This window comes from Bacillus sp. m3-13 (assembly GCF_000175075.1).
Taxonomy (GTDB): Bacteria; Bacillota; Bacilli; order Bacillales; family Bacillaceae_I; genus Sutcliffiella_A; species Sutcliffiella_A horikoshii_C.
On the sequence record NZ_ACPC01000017.1, the window covers coordinates 104,016 to 122,741 of the forward strand.

The 18,726-nt window shown below is 40.5% G+C and carries 21 protein-coding genes and 1 pseudogene; 18 read left to right on the forward strand and 4 right to left on the reverse strand.

The genetic code is table 11. From position 1 onward, the window contains the following. Window positions 1-21: 21 nt before the first annotated feature. Entirely contained in the window at window positions 22-1,740 is a 1,719-nt protein-coding gene (locus M313_RS0108885) for a WG repeat-containing protein (RefSeq protein ID WP_010194356.1), read from the forward strand. A gap of 219 nt (window positions 1,741-1,959) precedes the next feature. After that, window positions 1,960-2,274: a PD-(D/E)XK nuclease family protein gene (locus tag M313_RS0108890; RefSeq protein WP_010194357.1), complete on the forward strand. Its 315-nt coding sequence runs from the start codon at window positions 1,960-1,962 to the stop codon at window positions 2,272-2,274. A 241-nt stretch (window positions 2,275-2,515) separates the two neighbouring features. Here the strand turns inward: M313_RS0108890 and katA are convergent, their stop codons facing one another. Further along, window positions 2,516-3,973: a catalase KatA gene (gene katA, locus M313_RS0108895; protein ID WP_083800900.1), complete on the reverse strand. Its 1,458-nt coding sequence runs from the start codon at window positions 3,971-3,973 to the stop codon at window positions 2,516-2,518. 232 nt (window positions 3,974-4,205) lie between these two features. Here katA and M313_RS26960 point away from each other — a divergent pair, with 232 nt between their 5' ends. Next, complete coding sequence (locus M313_RS26960; RefSeq protein ID WP_157182442.1) at window positions 4,206-4,334, forward strand: DUF3886 domain-containing protein; 129 nt, start codon at window positions 4,206-4,208, stop codon at window positions 4,332-4,334. 159 nt (window positions 4,335-4,493) lie between these two features. Here M313_RS26960 and M313_RS0108905 read toward each other — a convergent pair whose 3' ends face one another. From M313_RS0108905 to mciZ, 3 genes and pseudogenes are all read right to left on the reverse strand, one after another. Then, complete coding sequence (locus M313_RS0108905) at window positions 4,494-4,811, reverse strand: hypothetical protein (protein ID WP_029326409.1); 318 nt, start codon at window positions 4,809-4,811, stop codon at window positions 4,494-4,496. Window positions 4,812-4,921: 110 nt separating this feature from the next. Next, window positions 4,922-5,784: pseudogene (locus tag M313_RS0108910) on the reverse strand (aldo/keto reductase). Between the two features lie 114 nt (window positions 5,785-5,898). After that, entirely contained in the window at window positions 5,899-6,030 is a 132-nt protein-coding gene (gene mciZ, locus M313_RS23175) for a Z-ring formation inhibitor MciZ (RefSeq protein WP_010194366.1), read from the reverse strand. Window positions 6,031-6,103: 73 nt separating this feature from the next. On the opposite strand from mciZ, the gene M313_RS0108920 reads away from it, so the two are divergent. The 15 genes from M313_RS0108920 to M313_RS0108995 all read left to right on the forward strand — a co-directional run bounded on the left by M313_RS0108920 (window position 6,104) and on the right by M313_RS0108995 (window position 18,714). Next, window positions 6,104-6,655, forward strand: coding sequence for an NUDIX hydrolase (locus M313_RS0108920; protein ID WP_010194367.1), 552 nt, complete (start codon window positions 6,104-6,106; stop codon window positions 6,653-6,655). An 8-nt stretch (window positions 6,656-6,663) separates the two neighbouring features. After that, a complete protein-coding gene (locus M313_RS0108925; RefSeq protein ID WP_010194369.1) occupies window positions 6,664-7,830 on the forward strand; it encodes an endonuclease Q family protein in 1,167 nt (388 codons plus the stop codon). A gap of 106 nt (window positions 7,831-7,936) precedes the next feature. Continuing rightward, window positions 7,937-8,578, forward strand: coding sequence for a stage II sporulation protein M (gene spoIIM, locus M313_RS0108930; protein ID WP_010194371.1), 642 nt, complete (start codon window positions 7,937-7,939; stop codon window positions 8,576-8,578). A 109-nt stretch (window positions 8,579-8,687) separates the two neighbouring features. Then, a complete protein-coding gene (gene fur / locus M313_RS0108935) occupies window positions 8,688-9,155 on the forward strand; it encodes a ferric iron uptake transcriptional regulator (protein ID WP_010194374.1) in 468 nt (155 codons plus the stop codon). 127 nt (window positions 9,156-9,282) lie between these two features. Then, the gene (locus M313_RS0108940) at window positions 9,283-9,510 is read left to right on the forward strand and encodes a YqzK family protein (RefSeq protein WP_010194376.1); all 228 of its coding nucleotides are present in this window, start codon (window positions 9,283-9,285) and stop codon (window positions 9,508-9,510) included. 6 nt (window positions 9,511-9,516) lie between these two features. Further along, on the forward strand, window positions 9,517-10,407 hold the full coding sequence (xerD, locus tag M313_RS0108945; protein ID WP_010194377.1) for a site-specific tyrosine recombinase XerD: 891 nt from the start codon (window positions 9,517-9,519) through the stop codon (window positions 10,405-10,407). A 223-nt stretch (window positions 10,408-10,630) separates the two neighbouring features. Continuing rightward, window positions 10,631-11,815, forward strand: a complete 1,185-nt coding sequence (gene deoB, locus M313_RS0108950; RefSeq protein ID WP_010194379.1) for a phosphopentomutase — start codon at window positions 10,631-10,633, stop codon at window positions 11,813-11,815. A gap of 13 nt (window positions 11,816-11,828) precedes the next feature. Further along, the gene (locus tag M313_RS0108955; protein WP_010194380.1) at window positions 11,829-12,644 is read left to right on the forward strand and encodes a purine-nucleoside phosphorylase; all 816 of its coding nucleotides are present in this window, start codon (window positions 11,829-11,831) and stop codon (window positions 12,642-12,644) included. A gap of 187 nt (window positions 12,645-12,831) precedes the next feature. After that, entirely contained in the window at window positions 12,832-14,136 is a 1,305-nt protein-coding gene (locus tag M313_RS0108960; RefSeq protein ID WP_010194382.1) for a pyrimidine-nucleoside phosphorylase, read from the forward strand. 566 nt (window positions 14,137-14,702) lie between these two features. Further along, window positions 14,703-15,866 carry a D-alanyl-D-alanine carboxypeptidase family protein gene (locus M313_RS0108970; protein WP_010194386.1) on the forward strand — a complete coding sequence of 388 codons (1,164 nt, stop codon included), beginning with the start codon at window positions 14,703-14,705 and terminating at the stop codon, window positions 15,864-15,866. A gap of 130 nt (window positions 15,867-15,996) precedes the next feature. Then, window positions 15,997-16,347: an anti-sigma F factor antagonist gene (gene spoIIAA, locus M313_RS0108975; RefSeq protein WP_010194389.1), complete on the forward strand. Its 351-nt coding sequence runs from the start codon at window positions 15,997-15,999 to the stop codon at window positions 16,345-16,347. Next, window positions 16,347-16,787: an anti-sigma F factor gene (gene spoIIAB, locus M313_RS0108980; RefSeq protein ID WP_010194390.1), complete on the forward strand. Its 441-nt coding sequence runs from the start codon at window positions 16,347-16,349 to the stop codon at window positions 16,785-16,787. Before spoIIAA ends, spoIIAB begins: the two co-directional genes overlap by 1 nt. Window positions 16,788-16,799: 12 nt before the next feature. Next, window positions 16,800-17,555, forward strand: a complete 756-nt coding sequence (sigF, locus tag M313_RS0108985; RefSeq protein WP_010194391.1) for an RNA polymerase sporulation sigma factor SigF — start codon at window positions 16,800-16,802, stop codon at window positions 17,553-17,555. A 126-nt stretch (window positions 17,556-17,681) separates the two neighbouring features. Then, the gene (locus M313_RS0108990; protein ID WP_010194392.1) at window positions 17,682-18,302 is read left to right on the forward strand and encodes a stage V sporulation protein AA; all 621 of its coding nucleotides are present in this window, start codon (window positions 17,682-17,684) and stop codon (window positions 18,300-18,302) included. Continuing rightward, window positions 18,292-18,714 carry a stage V sporulation protein AB gene (locus M313_RS0108995; RefSeq protein WP_010194394.1) on the forward strand — a complete coding sequence of 141 codons (423 nt, stop codon included), beginning with the start codon at window positions 18,292-18,294 and terminating at the stop codon, window positions 18,712-18,714. Before M313_RS0108990 ends, M313_RS0108995 begins: the two co-directional genes overlap by 11 nt. Window positions 18,715-18,726 lie beyond the last annotated feature (12 nt).

The window sequence follows — 18,726 nt, forward strand, 5'->3', positions numbered from 1 at the left end:
ACTAATGGGGTGACCACATATATGTTCGGAAGAATAATTAAACCGCGTTTGTTTCCTGCTTCCGTTAGAACCGTTGAAGGAACAAAGTGGGGATATATAGATGAGAAGGGGAAGTTTGTGTTAAAACCTACCTTTGAAGATGCCGGAGAATTTCAGCAAAACGGGCTGGCTATTGTTCGAAAAGGTGGGGCAGGGGTTATCTCACAAACCGGTAAATTTGTGGTTTCTCCCAAGTACAGCTCTATTTTTCCTTTTACAGAGGGTCGTGCCATTGCCATGTTAAATGAGGGTGGTTCCGTTGTCATAAATGAGAAGGGTAAAGTCTTGACGCAAAGACCGTATTCATTTATCAGTCCATATCAAGGAGGCCGTGCAGTTTTCCAAGATTCTAAAAATGGAACCACTCTTTATGGATACTTAGATCTCAACGGAAATGTCGCGATACCTGCCCAATATCAATATGCCTTTGATATGAGTGAGGGTAAAGCACTTGTTCAGGTAAAAGATAGCTTGTATGCCCTCTTAAATTCAACGGGAACCCAACTACAAACGTATCCGTATGAACAGATGAATGGATTGAGTGAAGGGCTTATTTCTTTCAAGAGAACCTACCAAGATAAAGCAGGGTATGTGGATGAAGCAGGGAATGTCGTTATTAAGCCGCAATTTGGAATGGCGTTACCCTTTCAAGGCGGAAGGGCCATTGTCAATGCTTCCATAGACTATAAAAATAGGTACGGATTAATTGATAAGATTGGAAACTATCTTATTCCTCCAAGATACAACGACATTAACCAGCTTGGTGGGAATCGGGCAGCTATCGGAAGAGCCATTAACCCTGAGCAGCCATTTGTAGGCTCGACATATGCAATAGCCGATACACTTAGCGGGCAGATCATGACGGATTTTCAATATGATGCAGTGAACAACTATAAAGGAGAATATAGCTCTGTTACCCAAGGCCTTAAAAGTTTCTTTATCAACAAAAGCGGAAGACAGGCGAAAGATCTTCCTGTTATAGATGGGATTGGAACATTGTCCATAGAGGGTCAGTTAGTGAAAGCATTTGTGGATCAGAGATTATCCTATTACGATAAAGCTGGCAATCTGGTATATGCTCAAAATACGGTCATCCCTGTAAATCGTAACGTGTCTATACGTGAGGAAAAATATCGACCAAATAAGGATTACCTTGTGTATTATCCCCAGTTACAGGGGATGAAAAATAAAGAAGCAGAGAAAAAAGTGAACGAAGTATTACGCACGCAATCTCAGGTTATTCCAGTTCCGCCGGATACACAACTGGATTATAATTACACAGGTGATTTTTCGGTGCAATTTTATAAAAAGAATCTATTGATCTTAGAACTTAACGGCTACAACTATCCGTTTGGCGCAGCCCACGGGATGCCGACACAAATCATGGTGCCAGTAGATATCAGCACGGGTAAAATATATGAGTTGAAAGACTTATTCAAACCGAATAGTGACTATGTGAAGGTGTTAAGCGATTTGGTGGAAAAACAAATACAGGAAAACCCTGATAACTACTTCCCTGATTCTTTTATAGGGATACAACCTGACCAGCCATTTTACGTTTCCAGTGATTCTTTGTTCTTATATTTCACGCCATATGAGATAGCGCCATATGCTGCAGGATTTCCGACTTTTGAAATACCTTTTAAAGAGATTAACAGTATTATCGATAAAAAGGGAGCTTTTTGGCGTTCTTTCCATTAAAATTTAACGAGAAATGCGAAAAGGTAGCTCGAGATTAAGCTGCCTTTTCTTACATAAATAGTAAGAAATTAAAAGTAATGAATCTAAGGACAATAATAAAATTTGTTTTTTAAACAACAATAATTTACCGGCTGCTTTTAGATGCCAAAGGTTTGTAAATATTAGTAAACGGGTAAAAGTTCTGGTATGAATTCTCGGCATAGAATAGGAGGAAAAGAGATGGCTAAAGTAGTTTTCGAGCGAGATGATCAATTCGCAAACAAAATGAGAAACTATCAAATCCTGGCTAATGAAAAAATTATCGGGGAAATTGCAAATGGGGGTAAAGAAATTATCGAACTGGAGCCTGGAACCTACACTTTCCGAATTAAAGTGGACTGGTGTGTAAGTAGAACTTACACCGTGGATCTTGAAGAAACAGACACAATGCACTTTAAGTGCGGAAGTCCCTTGAAAGGATGGAGGATCCTTCTGTCTTCTGTTTCCATGTCAAAAGAGAATAAATTCGTTTACCTGGAAAAGGTAGGTAGCTAAAGCATAGAAGACTGGTTGAATCTTTGCATTCTTCCGGTCTTATTTTAAAAGTATCTTTACCCCACAGCCACATAATATAGAATGCTTTAATTTTTTTGCAGGCTTTTCACATGTTTTGCAAATATCCTTGTTCAATTTGATAACCTCCCTTTGTTCTAGATTTAAGGCAGGCACCAATAATTAGTGCCTGCTTGACAGAAGTAAGAATAAAAGAGAAATGTATAATTAGTAAACTATATAACTAGCGTACTTCTTGTGGGATTTGTAAGCCAAGTCCTTCTGCAACACGAATTCCGTATTCCGAATCAGCTTTATAGAAGTGACCGATTTGGCGAAGCTTTATTTCTTCGTTTTCAACCGCCATCATCGCCCCCACAATATTTTTAACCAAGCGGGAACGTTCTTCCTCATTAAGCAGGCGGTATAAATCTCCAGCTTGTGTGTAGTGATCATGATGATCATAAGACACACTGTCTGCCATTCCAGAAACTGCAAAGGAAGCTGGTTTATTTTCAGCAGTTTCAGTTGGACCATCAAAGCTATTCGGTTCATAATAGACGGAATCTCCGCCATTGTTGTCAAACCTCATTTGGCCATCCCTTTGATAGTTATGCACTTCATTGCGTGCACGATTAATTGGTAGAGCTTGGTGATTCGCCCCGACACGATAGCGATGCGCATCATTATAGGCAAAAAGGCGTCCCTGCAGCATTTTATCTGGTGAGACATCAATTCCAGCTACAAGTGTGCCTGGGGAGAAAGTTGCCTGCTCCACCTCTGCAAAATAATTCTCCGGATTTCGATTCAATACCATCCGCCCGACTTCTATCAATGGATAATCTTTTTTTGACCATACCTTGGTCACATCAAATGGATCAAATCGATAAGTATCAGCATCCTCCATCGGCATGATCTGTACATAAAGCTTCCATGCCGGGTAATCTCCTTTTTCAATGGAATTAAATAGGTCCTGTGTATGATAATCAGGGTTTTCCCCGGCAATCTTCGTTCCAACCTCTTCAGTCAGATTCTTTATGCCTTGTTCTGTTTTAAAATGATACTTAATCCAAACTCCATCTCCATCTTCATTTACCCATTTGAATGTGTGGCTACCGAATCCATGCATATGACGGTAAGTAGCAGGAATCCCACGATCAGACATCAAGATGGTCACTTGGTGAAGTGATTCAGGTGAAAGTGACCAGAAATCCCAAACGGCATTTGGATTTTTCAGATGTGTTTTAGGGTGACGTTTTTGTGTGTGAATAAAGTCTGGAAACTTAATGGCATCTCTGATGAAGAAAACCGGTGTATTGTTTCCTACAAGATCATAGTTACCGTCTTCTGTATAGAACTTCACCGCAAATCCGCGTGGATCACGAACAGAATCTGCAGAACCGTTCTCACCCGCTACCGTAGAAAATCGGACAAAAAGTGGTGTGCGTTTTCCTACTTCGGAAAGAAAGTTTGCCTTGGTGTATTTTGTAACATCATTTGTTACCTCAAAATACCCATGTGCACCTGCACCTTTTGCGTGAACAACACGTTCAGGTACTCGTTCTCTATTAAAATGTGCAAGTTTCTCTAGTAGATGTACATCTTGTATAAGGGTAGGTCCCCTAGAACCGGCAGTCATGGAATTCTGGTTATCTCCAACAGGAGCACCCCAGCTAGTTGTGAGTCTATTATTAGTTGTCAAAATCCTTCACCTCAAATAAAAAAGTAAGATTACTTTTATAATGATAACAGTTATCAAACGAAAATCAATACTTTTTTATAATTATTATAAAGTAATAATATTTATCTTTAGGAATTGAGTTTATGTTAGTTGATTGTTTATGGGTAAATCATAATTTGCTATACTACTAGAAAACGTGGTAATAGGAGTGGGCTTGCCGTGAAGAAAAAGCATAAAAAATAATCAAAGACCTTTGACGAATAAGAAGGAAGAGAAAGTATCATTAAAAGATCAGTTAGAGGGGGATGTTTATTCGAAATTGAAATCGATGAAGGACCAACTTGTTCAAACAGAAACAAAAACAAAAAGCGGAAGAAGCTGAAAAGAAAAAAAGAAGAAAAACGTATAAAAGAGAAGAATAAATCATTTGAAGAATTGTTTGAAGAAAGTAATCAAAAACTGGAAAGAATTCAAGTAAGAGTGAGAAAACGAAAGTGAAAGAGAGAATGGTCCGGCGCTACATTACCATTCTCTTTTTATGTTATGAAAGGAAAAAAGCCATGATGAAGTAGACAGCTAAGCATAGCAGAGATCCAAGCAAAAATGGTCCGATATGTAATGTTGGCTTTTGTTGTTGAGGGTTATATCGACCAGCCATGGAATCAAAAAACAGCTGCTTCTGAATTTTTTGTGAAAATGTCTCCTGAGGAGCTTGTAAAGAATGCGATGAAAAACAAAGGCAAGAGAGCCGAAAAAACATGGTGCTTAAGAGGTTAAAGTCAAAGTAGGTGGAGATTCCGATTAGCATTCCAATTTCCACTGCTAGCACAATGATTAATGTAATAAGATATTTAACCATCAGGTTTCCTCCTTCGGTTTATAGATTAATTAATCTACGTTTGGAAATGGAATAAGTTTCAAAATTTCGAAATAAAAAAGCAGTATCCCTAAGCGGGAGACTGCTTGATGTTAGTCGCGATGTGAGTCGTAATAAGACTGCTTGACAATTTTCTTTTAGTGTTACGTACTCTTCTTTTGAAAGTGCATTTTTTCTTGATGGCATCGACGTTTGCTTCCAATTGTTCATTGGAGCTAGCACCAGGGATAACTGATGCGACAGCAGGGTGTGCCAAACAATAGTGGAAAGCAGTTGTTTGAAGTGGCTTCTCACCAGTAACATTCATTAGATTAGGTAAGAGATTCTCCAGCTCCTCGTGACTATAATCAAGAAAATCTTTTCCATTAAATTTGTCTTGAAGTTTACTAAGTCCATTGTCGGACAATAGTCCTTTTGCTAGTGGGCCACGAGCGATAACACTAACATTGTTTTCGTGAAGATAATCCAACCATTCTTCCGGGCGTGTATCAAGCAAGCTGTATTGCATCATTACCGATACTATCGAGGATTTTTCTACAAATTGCTTAATAACATTCGGTCTAATGGAAGAGATCCCGTATTCGCGGATGTATCCTTCTTTTTTTAACTCCTCGAATGCCTCGATTGTTTCTTCGGTTGGATCGTCTATCGTACCGCCGTGAAGTTGATATAAATCGATGTAATCGGTTTGCATGCGGCGCAGGCTGTCTTTGACTGCTGATTGAATATGCTGCTTGGAAGGATCCCATTCCCAGTCTTTTTTCCCTTGCGTCCATTTGTTTCCTGCTTTTGTTGCAAGCACGACTTTGTCGCGTTCTCCCTTTAAAGCCCTTCCTACCAGTTCCTCATTTTGTCCGAAATCGTACAGATCTGCAGTATCTAAATAATTGATCCCTAAATCAAGCGCTCTTTTTACAATATCTATTGCTTTCGTTTCTTCCGTACCAAGGGACATACAACCAAGCCCCAGTTGGCTTACATATAATTCTGAATTGCCAAGTCGATTTTTAGGTAACAAAAAAACGCCTCCTTTTCATCATTTTACCGAAAAGGAGGGTTCTGCTACAAATCATTCATCTTTTAAGGCGTTGATCCAAGTTTTCACATACACGTGATGAAGGGAATATTCCCTTAGTTTGTTTCGGATTTCCCAAGCCTTTCCTACCAATACGATATTGTTTGGGCGGACATAAACCTTCAATTTGCTCCCTCCTAACCCTTGTATGGTAGAATGTATGAAGAAATGGATGACTACAGAACAAGGAGCGGTGGGGATGGATCATTTAAAAGAAAAAACGTTACATAGTGAAAAATTATTCTCCGGAAGAATCATTGATTTATATTTAGAGGATGTGGAGCTTCCAAACGGAAAAACAAGTAAAAGGGAAATTATCAAACACCCTGGAGCGGTGGCGGTAATTGCTGTTACAGAAGAAAATAAGATCATAATGGTCCGTCAATATAGAAAGGCAATGGAACGTAATTTGGTGGAGATTCCTGCAGGAAAGCTAGAGAAAGGCGAAGAGCCGATTGTCACCGCAAAACGGGAGCTTCAAGAGGAAACTGGCTATACATGTGACAAATTAGAGCCATTAATTTCTTTTTATACTTCACCTGGTTTTGCAGATGAATTGGTACACTTATTCATTGCCAAGGGACTGCGCAAAGACACAGAAGAACATCAGTTAGATGAGGATGAATTTGTGGATTTGTTGGAAGTGTCCTTAGAAGAGGCGCTTGAACTTATGGATAAGAAGGAAATTTATGATGCGAAGACTGCTTATGCCGTGCAGTATTTGCAAATGCAAACATTGCTTCGAAAGTAGGGACGGCCATGCAAGATTATTTTGTCGATTTACATATACATTTAGGACGGACAGCCAGTGGGAAGCCGGTAAAAATTACAGCCTCCAATAAATTAACATTGGAGTCTGTTTTGGAAGAGGCTCGCTTTAAAAAGGGCTTGGATATGGTAGGTGTCATCGATTGCCAGGTACCTGAAGTACTTATCGGTCTTCGTAATCGTATAGCATCTGGTGAGTTGAAGGAGCTCGCTGATGGCGGTGTACGCATGGGGGATATTACGTTGATTCTTGGCGCGGAAATTGAAATCAATGATGAGAACTGTCAAGGCTTAATACATGCTCTCTGTTATATGAAGACAGTGGAGAAAATGGTGGAGTTCTCCAACTGGCTAAGCAAGCGAATGAAAAATGTTACATTGTCCACACAGCGTGTTTATGAGAATGCGGTTACTATTCAGCATGAGGTATATCGTTTGGGTGGCCTGTTTATCCCTGCTCATGTTTTTACTCCTTTTAAAAGTTTGTATGGCAAGGGTGTTAAGAAAAGTTTGACGGAAGTACTCGATCCTGACCTGATTGATGCAATTGAGCTGGGGTTAAGTGCGGATACCTCTATGGCAGGTCGATTAAGTGAGTTGGACGAGTATGCGTTCCTTTCAAATTCTGATGCTCATTCGGTTGGTAAAATTGCAAGAGAGTATCAAAAGATTTGCATGAAGGAACCAAGTTTTAAAGAATTGCGTCTTGCTTTGAAGGAAGTGGATGGGAGAAGAGTGGTTGCAAATTACGGTTTGAGCCCGCAATTAGGGAAGTACTATACGACAGTTTGTGAAAAGTGCTTTACTCCATTAATGCAGGGGGAAGATATTTGTGGAAGTTGTGACCACATGAAATTCGTTAAGGGTGTTTCGGATCGGATAGAGGAGCTGGCAGATAATGAGGAACAATTGAAACCACGCCCGCCTTACATACATCAGGTCCCATTGGATTTCATTCCTGGTGTTGGACCGAAGACTTTGATGAAATTACGGGGAGTGTTCGGTACAGAAATGGGAATCCTGCATGAAGCAAGTCAAGAAGAATTAGTGGAAGTTGTAGGGGAAAAGATCGCGTCTCTCATTGTGGCTGCTCGAAGCGGGAGGCTGGCGTTTAAAGCTGGTGGTGGGGGCAGGTTTGGTAAGGTAAGTGATGAATGACGTGTGAGACGCAATAACTCCCCTCTAAAAATTCTCCCCATAAAACAAGTCATACTTCCCCGCCTCTATCATACACTCTAGTAAGAGAGTGATAGGAGGAAGAGGGATGAAAAAACAGTCGCGGTTTACTATTTTACTAGGGCATATAAAAGAACACTCCTCTCTATATTTGTTTATAGTGGTGCTTTTTTTCATGGGAGTAATCTTCGGGGCCATCGTGGTCAATAGCATGAACTTTTCACAAAAACAAGATCTTTTTGTTTATTTGAGCCGCTTCTTTGGACAGGTGGAAGAAGGACAGTTTGCAAGTTCGAAAGACATTTTCTTTCAGAGTTATTTTCATAATATTAAGTACGTTCTTTTGATGTGGGTGCTTGGCATATCCATTATTGGGCTACCGGTTATTTTGATCCTACTCTTTTTAAAAGGTGTGGTAGTCGGATTTACCGTGGGATTTTTAGTAAATCAACTAAGCTGGAAAGGGTTCCTTTTTTCTTTTGTGGCCATTCTTCCCCAAAATATGATCGCCATCCCTGCGTACATTATCATCGGAACTTTATCGGTCGCTTTTTCTTTAAAGATGATCAGACAGCAGTTTGTAAAAAGAATCCAAGAACCGTTTTTTCAACAGTTTATGAGATACACAGTGGCCATGGGACTCATTTGCTTACTGCTTGTGGGTGCTTCACTAATTGAAGCATTGGCTTCTCCGGTCTTCATGAAATCTGTGATCTCTATATTAGAATGATGCCAAAATAATAATGATTATTTTCACTTATTTATAATGATTATTTTTTTCTTTGACAGTTCCCTGCGCTTTCGATAAAATAAAGTGGTAAAGCGAGGGAGGGACCGAAATGGAAAATAGGATAGATCGCATAAAAAAGCTACTGCATTCCGCAAGCTATAAGCTAACTCCTCAGCGAGAATCAACAGTCCGAGTCTTGCTGGAACATGAAGAGGACCATTTGAGCGCGGAAGATGTATACCTCCTCGTGAAAGAAAAGTCACCTGAGATTGGACTAGCTACTGTATATCGAACATTGGAATTACTGACGGAACTGAAAATTGTTGATAAAATAAATTTTGGCGATGGGGTATCGCGCTACGATCTTCGACAAGAAGGTGCTAAGCATTTCCATCATCATTTAGTTTGCATAGAGTGTGGTGCGGTTGATGAGATTCAAGACGATCTACTAGAAGATGTGGAAGCAATCGTAGAACGTGATTGGAACTTCAAAATAAAGGACCACCGTTTAACCTTTCATGGCATTTGCCATCGTTGCCAAGATCCTGATGATCAAACGGAAGAAGAGAATACATAAACCTTTTCCAATATAGATGGGAAAGGTTTTTATTTTGGATTTAAAGGTATAATTCTTCTTTAATTTGTCATACCTTCTAATAAGACAAGTTTATTGGGATAACTTGCATAGTTGGAGGTTGACTTTTATGAAGAATATTATAGATTCATGCTATAATACATTTAAAGTATTTATTTTATTTACCGGTTGTACGGTCTTATTTTACTATGGAATAATGTGGATTAATCAAGAGTATCAAAATTATCACCGTTATGATGAGCCTGAAGGGGCAGCGGTGAAAGTGACAAAAATGGTAGAAGAAAGGGATGAGGGCTGGCTGCAGCGCTTGGTATTCTTTTATCATTACGGGGAGTAGAGGGTATTGCAGGATCAATTAAAAGATTTTATTCATTTTTTAGTAGTCGAAAAAGGCCTGGCATCAAACACAGTAGTTTCCTACGAGCGGGACTTAAAGTCTTATCTTTTATATTTAAGTAAAGTAGAGGAAATATCTTCGTTGGAAGCAGTTTCAAGGTCTACCATTATACAGTTTTTAAAGTTTCTTACGGAAAATGGGAAATCGTCCAAAACAATAGCCAGACATATTGCTTCCATACGCTCATTTCATCAATTTTTATTAAGGGAAAAGGTCACAACTCAAGACCCGACAGTACATATAGACCGTCCTAAACAAGAACAAAAGCTTCCGCAGGTGATGTCTGTAGAAGAGGTGCAAGCATTACTAGATTCGCCGGATACGAGTAAAGTGTTTGGCATGCGTGATAAAGCGATGTTGGAACTATTATACGCAACAGGTATGCGTGTCTCCGAGCTGATATCCCTGAATCTTAGCGATGTTCATTTAACCATGGGTTTTGTTCGATGTATTGGAAAAGGAAACAAAGAAAGAATTATTCCACTTGGAACAATGGCCCAAAATGCCATCACCAATTATATAGAAGAAAGTCGAAGTCAGCTGTTAAAAAAGAAGACCACGGATGCTTTATTTGTGAACCTTTATGGGAACCGTTTAACAAGGCAGGGCTTTTGGAAAATATTAAAAAAGTTAACGAAGGAAGCTGGTATAGAAAAGGAATTGACACCTCATACGTTGCGACATTCCTTTGCCACACATCTACTAGAAAATGGGGCAGATCTTCGTGCAGTCCAAGAGATGCTAGGACATGCCGATATCTCAACCACTCAAATCTACACACATGTCACGAAAACCCGCATGAAGGATGTTTACTCGATGTTCCACCCAAGAGCATAAAGTTAGATTCTTTTAATAGTGGGAACAGGAGAGAGGGCTGTTCGAACTATCTGAACAGTCTTTTTTTATCATTTTAATTGCAACTTTGAAAGCGCTTGTTTATACTAGAATCAGAGGTCAGACTTCTGACAAGTAGAAGTGCGTTCTTGTATGACTATCCTAAGTGAAAAAGGGGAAAATACAAGAGGTGAAAACAGATCGAAAGTTCGTAGGAGGTTATAAAATGAGTTCTTATACATATAAAAGAGTGTTTCTAGTTGTAATGGATTCTGTTGGAATCGGTGAAGCACCGGATGCTGAAAAATTTGGTGATAAAGGTGCCGATACTTTAGGGCATATTGCAGAACACATGAACGGACTGAACATGCCGAATATGGCTAAGCTTGGTCTTAGCAATATTGAAGAAGTGAAAGGTGTACCAAAAGCAGAAAAGCCACTAGCATTTTTCACGAAAATGGAAGAAGCTTCAAGCGGAAAAGATACTATGACAGGCCACTGGGAAATTATGGGCTTGCGCATTGATACACCTTTCCGTGTATTTCCTGACGGATTTCCAGATGAGCTTATCAACGAACTAGAAGAACGTACAGGCCGAAAAATCATCGGGAATATTCCTGCGAGCGGAACGGAAATTCTTGATCAACTTGGTCAGGAACACGTCGATTCAGGAGCATTGATTGTTTATACTTCTGCAGATTCTGTTCTTCAAATTGCAGCACATGAAGATGTTGTTCCTATTGAAGAATTGTATGATATTTGTAAAATTGCACGTGAATTAACGTTGGATGAAAAGTACATGGTAGGTCGTATTATTGCACGCCCGTTTGTTGGGGAAGCAGGTAACTGGAAACGTACATCCAACCGTCATGATTATGCATTAAAGCCATTTGAACGTACAGTAATGAATGAATTGAAAGACAGTGGCTTTGATGTTATTTCCATCGGGAAAATTTCCGATATTTATGATGGGGAAGGAGTGACAAAATCACTTCGCACGGTCTCTAACATGGACGGAATGGACAAATTGGTGGAAACAACAGCTATGGACTTTACTGGTATCAGTTTCTTAAACTTGGTTGATTTTGATGCTGTATATGGTCACAGAAGAGATCCAGAAGGATATGGAAAAGCATTGGAAGAATATGATACACGCCTTCCAGATGTGTTCGCCAACCTAAAAGAAGATGATCTATTAATTATTACTGCTGACCACGGTAACGACCCAACAGCACCTGGAACAGATCATACGAGAGAATATGTGCCATTACTAGCATACTCTCCTCAACATAAAGAAGGAAAGCAGTTAGATATCCGTAAAACTTTTGCTGATATCGGCGCAACGATTGCAGACAACTTTAATACAAGAATGCCTAAGCACGGAAAAAGCTTTTTACAAGATTTGAACTAGGAGGAGTTATTAAATGAAATTAGAAGCTATTAAAAAATCAGCTGAATATATTAATGCGAAATTATCTAACAAACCAGAAATCGGCCTGATCCTTGGGTCTGGACTTGGTGTGTTAGCAGAAGAAATACAAAACCCTGTTGTAATTCCTTACACAGAGATTCCTGAATTTCCAGTATCAACAGTCGAAGGTCATGCAGGCCAACTGGTAATCGGAGAATTGGAAGGGAAAACAGTTATTGCCATGCAGGGACGCTTCCACTTCTATGAAGGCTATGCTATGGAAAAAGTGACATTCCCAGTTCGTGTGATGAAGTATATTGGTGTGGAGAAATTAATCGTAACGAATGCTGCAGGAGGCGTAAACGAAAGCTTTGAAGCAGGAGATTTAATGATTCTAACTGATCACATCAATAACATGGGAACAAACCCGCTTATTGGACCGAATAACAATGAGCTTGGTGCACGCTTCCCTGATATGTCAGAGCCATATTGCAAGCAGCTTCGTAAATTGGCTAAAGATGTAGCAGCAGAGATTGGTCTAAAGGTACAAGAAGGAGTATACGTTGGGAACACAGGCCCTTCGTATGAAACACCTGCAGAAGTAAGAATGCTTCGTACTCTTGGCGGAGACGCAGTTGGAATGTCCACTGTACCGGAAGTAATCGTTGCGCGTCATAGCGGCATGAAAGTGCTTGGAATCTCTTGCATCTCCAACATGGCCGCGGGAATCCTTGACCAGCCATTAACGCACGACGAAGTTATGGAAACAACAGAAATGGTAAAAGCAAACTTCCTTCAATTCGTAAAAACAATCGTTAAAGGTATGTAAAAAAGAATACATTAGCTGTTGATTGTAGTACAGGGCGTAGACTCCGGCGGGAGGTAGCGGTAGACTTGAGACCCCGTAGCGCAGCGAGGAGGCTCAAGAACCGCCCCGTGGAAAGCGAAGCCCGGTGCGGAAATCAACAGCGGTGTTTTATTGCATTTATTTTATAGAAAATAAGAGGTGTTTCGGCATGAGAATGGTAGACCTTATTCAAAAGAAACGTGACGGAAAAGAATTAACAACAGAAGAAATCCAATTCATCGTAAACGGATTCACAGACGGATCTATTCCTGACTATCAGATGAGTGCTTTCTCCATGGCCATCTTCTTCCAAGGAATGAGTGACCAAGAACGCGCAGACCTTACCATGGCAATGGTACATTCCGGTGACACCATTGACCTATCTGCTATTGAAGGTATCAAAGTTGATAAGCATAGTACGGGCGGAGTTGGCGACACGACTACATTGGTATTGGCACCACTAGTAGCGGCTGTTGGCGTTCCTGTTGCTAAAATGAGTGGACGTGGCCTTGGTCACACGGGTGGAACAATTGATAAACTTGAGTCCGTACCGGGCTTCCACGTGGAAATCGACAATCAAGAATTTATCGACTACGTGAACAAAAATAAAGTAGCTGTTATCGGACAAAGTGGTAACTTGACACCTGCAGACAAAAAGCTTTATGCATTGCGTGATGTAACTGCAACTGTTAACAGCATTCCGTTGATTGCAAGCTCTATTATGAGCAAAAAAATTGCCGCTGGAGCAGACGCAATTGTACTGGACGTAAAAACTGGTGCCGGTGCATTCATGAAAGACTTGGATGAAGCGAAAAAGCTTGCAAAAGCAATGGTTGATATCGGGAACAATGTGGGACGCAGAACAATGGCCGTTATTTCTGATATGAGTCAACCTCTTGGATTTGCAATCGGTAATGCATTGGAGATTAAAGAAGCTATCGATACTTTGCGTGGCGAAGGTCCTAAAGATTTAGAAGAGCTTTGCTTGGAGTTAGGTAGTTACATGGTTCTTTTAGCAGAAAAAGCTTCTACATTGGAAGAAGCTCGCGGAATGCTGGAAGAAGTTATCCGTTCCGGAGCAGCAATTGAAACATTAAAAACGTTCTTAGAAGCACAAGGTGGAGACGCTTCAGTTGTGGATAATCCGGAGAAATTGCCTCAAGCAAAGCATGTTGTGGAGCTTGAAGCAAAAGAAGCTGGAGTAGTATCTGAAATTGTAGCCGATTCTGTTGGAACTGCAGCTATGTTACTTGGTGCTGGCCGTGCGACAAAAGACTCTGAAATTGATCTTGCAGTAGGAATCGTTCTACGCAAAAAGATTGGTGACAAAGTGGAAGCAGGAGAATCACTTGCAACGATCCACAGTAACCAGGAAGATCTAACAAAAGTAAAAGAAGCATTATATGAAAGCATTAAAGTGGTAAGTGGCGACGTTAAAGTTCCACCACTTGTATATGATACGATTTCTGAATAATAGTGAATACTGTTGAGAGCGGCCCTGCCATTTTGGTGGGGCTGTTTTTTATTGTTTAGATCGTTATGAAGACCTCGGTGACGACAAAAAAGGAGGAGAGAAGTCCTCATAGCGGTGATGAAGACATAAGTGACGAGGAAAAAGGAGGAGAGAAGTCCTCATAGCGGTGATGAAGACCTGAGTGACGAGGAAAAAGAAGGAGAGAAGTCCTCATAGCAGTGATGAAGACCTGAGTGACGAGGAAAACGGAGGAGAGAAGTCCTCATAGCGGTGATGAAGACCTGAGTGACGAGGAAAAAAGAGGAGAGGAGTCCTCATAGCAGTGATGAAGACCTGAGTGACAAGAAATAGCAAGAGAGGCGGCTTCATCGCCCTTCATTCGATAGAGATGAAGCGGAAAGGCGAGATCCGGCCAATATTTCAAGGTATCTGGGACGTTTGGCAGTTACCCAAGGTTAAGTGCTTTTTGGTTCCGATAAAATTATTTCCCTCCATTACCAAAACTTAGTATAAAACATATATTTTTGGAAAAAATGTGAAGTAGGAATATGAATGGAGGTCTAAGGATGAAAAAGTTTATTACTGCAATAATTGCAATTGCTTTTACTTTTTCCGCATTTAGTCCTGTTGTAGGGGCGGAAGAAAAGAGTGTTCAACTAACGGAAAATGCGAGATCTGCTATTTTGATTGAACGCGACACCGGACAAGTGTTGTATGAAAAGAATGGACACGAAAAATTGCCCCCGGCAAGTATGACAAAAATCATGACGATGCTCCTCATTATGGAAGCTATTGATAAAGGTGAACTTACGTGGGATGAGAAAATCAGGACAAGTGAATATGCAGCCTCTATGGGAGGATCGCAAATTTTCCTCGAGCCAGGTGAAGAAATGACTACAGATGAAATGCTTCGCGGTATTGCGATTGCTTCAGGAAACGACGCTTCTGTTGCAATGGCAGAACGTATCGCAGGATCAGAAGCTGCTTTTGTAGATAGAATGAATGCCAAAGCGAAAGAACTCGGGCTAGAAAACACCCTATTCCAAAACCCAACAGGTTTACCGGCTAAGAATCATTACAGCACGGCAAACGACATGGCTGTGATGGCGAAAGAACTATTGAAATTTGAAGGCATTACTAAATATACTGGCCAATATGAAGACTATCTCCGACAAGATTCAGAAAAGAAATTCTGGTTGGTCAATACAAATAAACTTGTTAGATTCTATCCTGGGGTAGATGGAGTGAAAACAGGATTTACTCAAGAAGCAAAATATTGTTTAACTGCTACTGCCAAAAAAGACAATATGCGTGTGATTGCAGTTGTTTTTGGAGCGCCAACACCGAAAGACCGAAATGCGCAGATCACGAATATGCTGGATTTTGCTTTCAGTCAATACAAAACACACCCCATGTATGAGCGTAACGTAGCGGTTGGAAGAGTGGAAATCAGTAAAGGTTCTCAAAAAGAAGTAGATGCGGTAACTAGCGAACCGATTTCTGTTTTAACGAAAAAAGGTGAAAATACAGATGATGTGGAGAAAATAATCACTGTAGATGAAAATGTGAAGGCGCCAGTTAAAAAAGGAGACAAAGTAGGTAAGATTGTCCTTAAAAAAGGCGGAAAGGTTCTTTCGGAAAGTGACCTGGTAGCTGCAAAAGACAGTATGGAAGCAAGCTGGTGGCAACTTTTCAAACGTTCCATGGGTCACTTCTCCAAGCTAGGTTGATTTAAATAATCACAAGTATAGAACCTGTTTTTTTAGCGAATAAACACTAGTTTTGTCTGCAGGCAGGAAAACGGAAATAGAATATAGAAATTGACTCACTGAACAAAGTTTCCACAAGGGGGAAAGTGCAGTGAGTCTTACCGTTGATTTGGAAGTCAAACAAAATGTTCTTTGTGTACGTTTAGCAGGTGAATTGGATCACCATACAGCTGAAAATTTGCGTAACCAAGCTACAGCTATAATCGAAAAACATCAGATCTCTCATATTATTTTAAATTTGGAACAGCTGTCTTTCATGGACAGCTCAGGGCTCGGCGTCATTTTGGGCCGTTATAAGCAGATTAAAAATAATGGGGGAGAAATGGTGGTTTGTTCTATTTCACCTGCTGTAAAGCGTCTGTTTGAAATGTCCGGGCTATTTAAAATTATCCGTTTAGAAGAAAGTGAAGAAAACGCCCTGCAAAAATTGGGGGTGGCATAATGAAAAATCACATGAACCTTCAATTTTCTGCCCTTAGCCAAAATGAATCGTTCGCAAGGGTAACTGTAGCGGCTTTCATCATGCAATTGGACCCGACCATGGATGAATTGACTGAGATCAAAACAGTCGTTTCAGAAGCAGTGACAAATGCGATCATTCATGGTTATGACAACGACCCTAACGCCACTGTTTACATCTCTGTCGAACTAGAAGACGGAGCTGTCCATATCACCATCAGGGATGAAGGTATGGGTATTGATGATGTAGAGGAAGCTAGACAGCCGTTATATACTACTAAGCCTGAGCTCGAGCGTTCTGGTATGGGGTTTACCATCATGGAAAACTTTATGGATTATGTAGAAATTCATTCATCTAGAGAAACAGGCACCTCAATCCGTATGACCAAGTATTTAGCTAAGAGCAAAGCGCTTTGTAATTAAGGAGCTAAGCCTATGGATGTTGAGGTCAAGAACCAAACACAAACATACCTAAAAGATCATGAAGTAAAAGAATTGATAAAAAGAAGTCAATCTGGCGAACAAGAAGCACGCGATACCATTGTGCAAAAGAACATGAGGCTTGTCTGGTCGGTGGTTCAGCGCTTTATGAACAGAGGGTATGAACCGGACGACCTGTTTCAGATAGGCTGCATCGGTCTTTTAAAATCAGTCGATAAGTTTGATCTTTCCTATGACGTGAAATTTTCTACCTACGCCGTTCCGATGATTATTGGAGAAATTCAGCGATTCATCCGTGATGACGGAAGTGTGAAGGTAAGCCGCTCGTTGAAGGAAGTGGCAAACAAAATCAGGAAAGCAAAAGATGAGTTATCCAAAAGGTATGGAAGAGTGCCGACCATTAATGAAATAGCAGAATTCTTGGAGATCACAGCAGAAGAAGTGGTGCTAGCGCAAGAGGCTGCACGTGCACCGTCCTCAATCCATGAAACCGTCTATGAAAATGATGGTGATCCTATTACGCTTTTGGATCAAATCGCTGATCATTCTGAGCATCGTTGGTTTGATAAAATTGCCTTGAAAGAGGCTATTGAAGAACTGGATGAGCGGGAAAAGCTGATTGTCTATTTGCGGTACTATAAGGATCAGACACAAACGGAAGTAGCACAGCGCCTTGGGATCTCACAGGTGCAGGTGAGCCGACTCGAAAAGAAAATATTGCAACAAATGAAAGACCGTATGGATGAATGATGTCCGTACGGTTTTTTTGTTGGAGAAAACGTGGTAATTCTTGGTGTTCTTTTTTCCTTTGCATGGTAAATCTCCCACTAATCCATACTACATATACAATATCTTTTGGCAGGATGTGTTTGGAAGATGGATAAATCACTATATGTTCGCCTTCGTCATCGAATTCAAGCTCGTCCAAATCAAATGATAAAAATTGAAGATGTCGCACAGTTGGTTGCAGATACGGAAACATTGGATAAGGTTCGGAACATTTCTATACATCAAATTAACATGAGTGATAAATCCATCGTCGTGTTGGATGTTATGAGGATAATTAAAGAGATAAGGAAAGTAGACAGCGAATTGGATATTCAAACCTTTGGACCTGCGCAGACCATTGTGGAAGTGGTGTATAAGAAAAAGCGATTTCGTCCAATGTTTTTTATGGGAGTTTGGCTACTTCTTTTTCTGGGCGCTGCACTTGCTATCATGAATTTTCATGAGGATGTCAGCATGCGGATCGTCCATCAAAAGATTTTCAAAACCATCACTGGCCTTGAGGATGACAAGCCGCTTCTTCTCCAGATTCCCTATTCTATTGGTTTGGGCTTAGGGATGATTTTATTTTTCAATCATGTATTCCGTAAACGAATTAATGAAGAGCCTAGCCCCCTTGAAGTGGAAATGTTCAACTATCAACAGGATCTAGATCAATATGTAATTATGCATGAAAACAAGGAGAGCTCGAAGAAAATTGATGACGATTAATATTGTTTTTGTCGTATTTCTCGGTTTGGCCGGGGGGCTTGCAGTTGGTTCAGGCTTTGTTGCGTTTCTTGCTGTGCTTGGAATCATCCCGAGGTTAACACAGTTGACCAAGACAACAAAATTTGTCTATGGCTATGAATGGGGTGTGATAGGGGGGGCATTATTCGGAAGTTGGATCAGTTTAAACAGTGTCACTTTTCATCTACCTTCTTTTTTTGCCATACCGATTGGTTTGTTTTGCGGGGTATTTGTCGGTTTGCTTGCTGCAGCCTTGACGGAAGTGCTGAATGTGTTGCCGATATTGGCAAAAAGAATTGGTGTTGACGGTCAAATGGCCATTCTTCTAATGGCCATCGTGTTCGGGAAAATAATTGGATCATTATATCACTGGTTGGTGTTTGTCAATCTATAAGGAGGCCGGTAA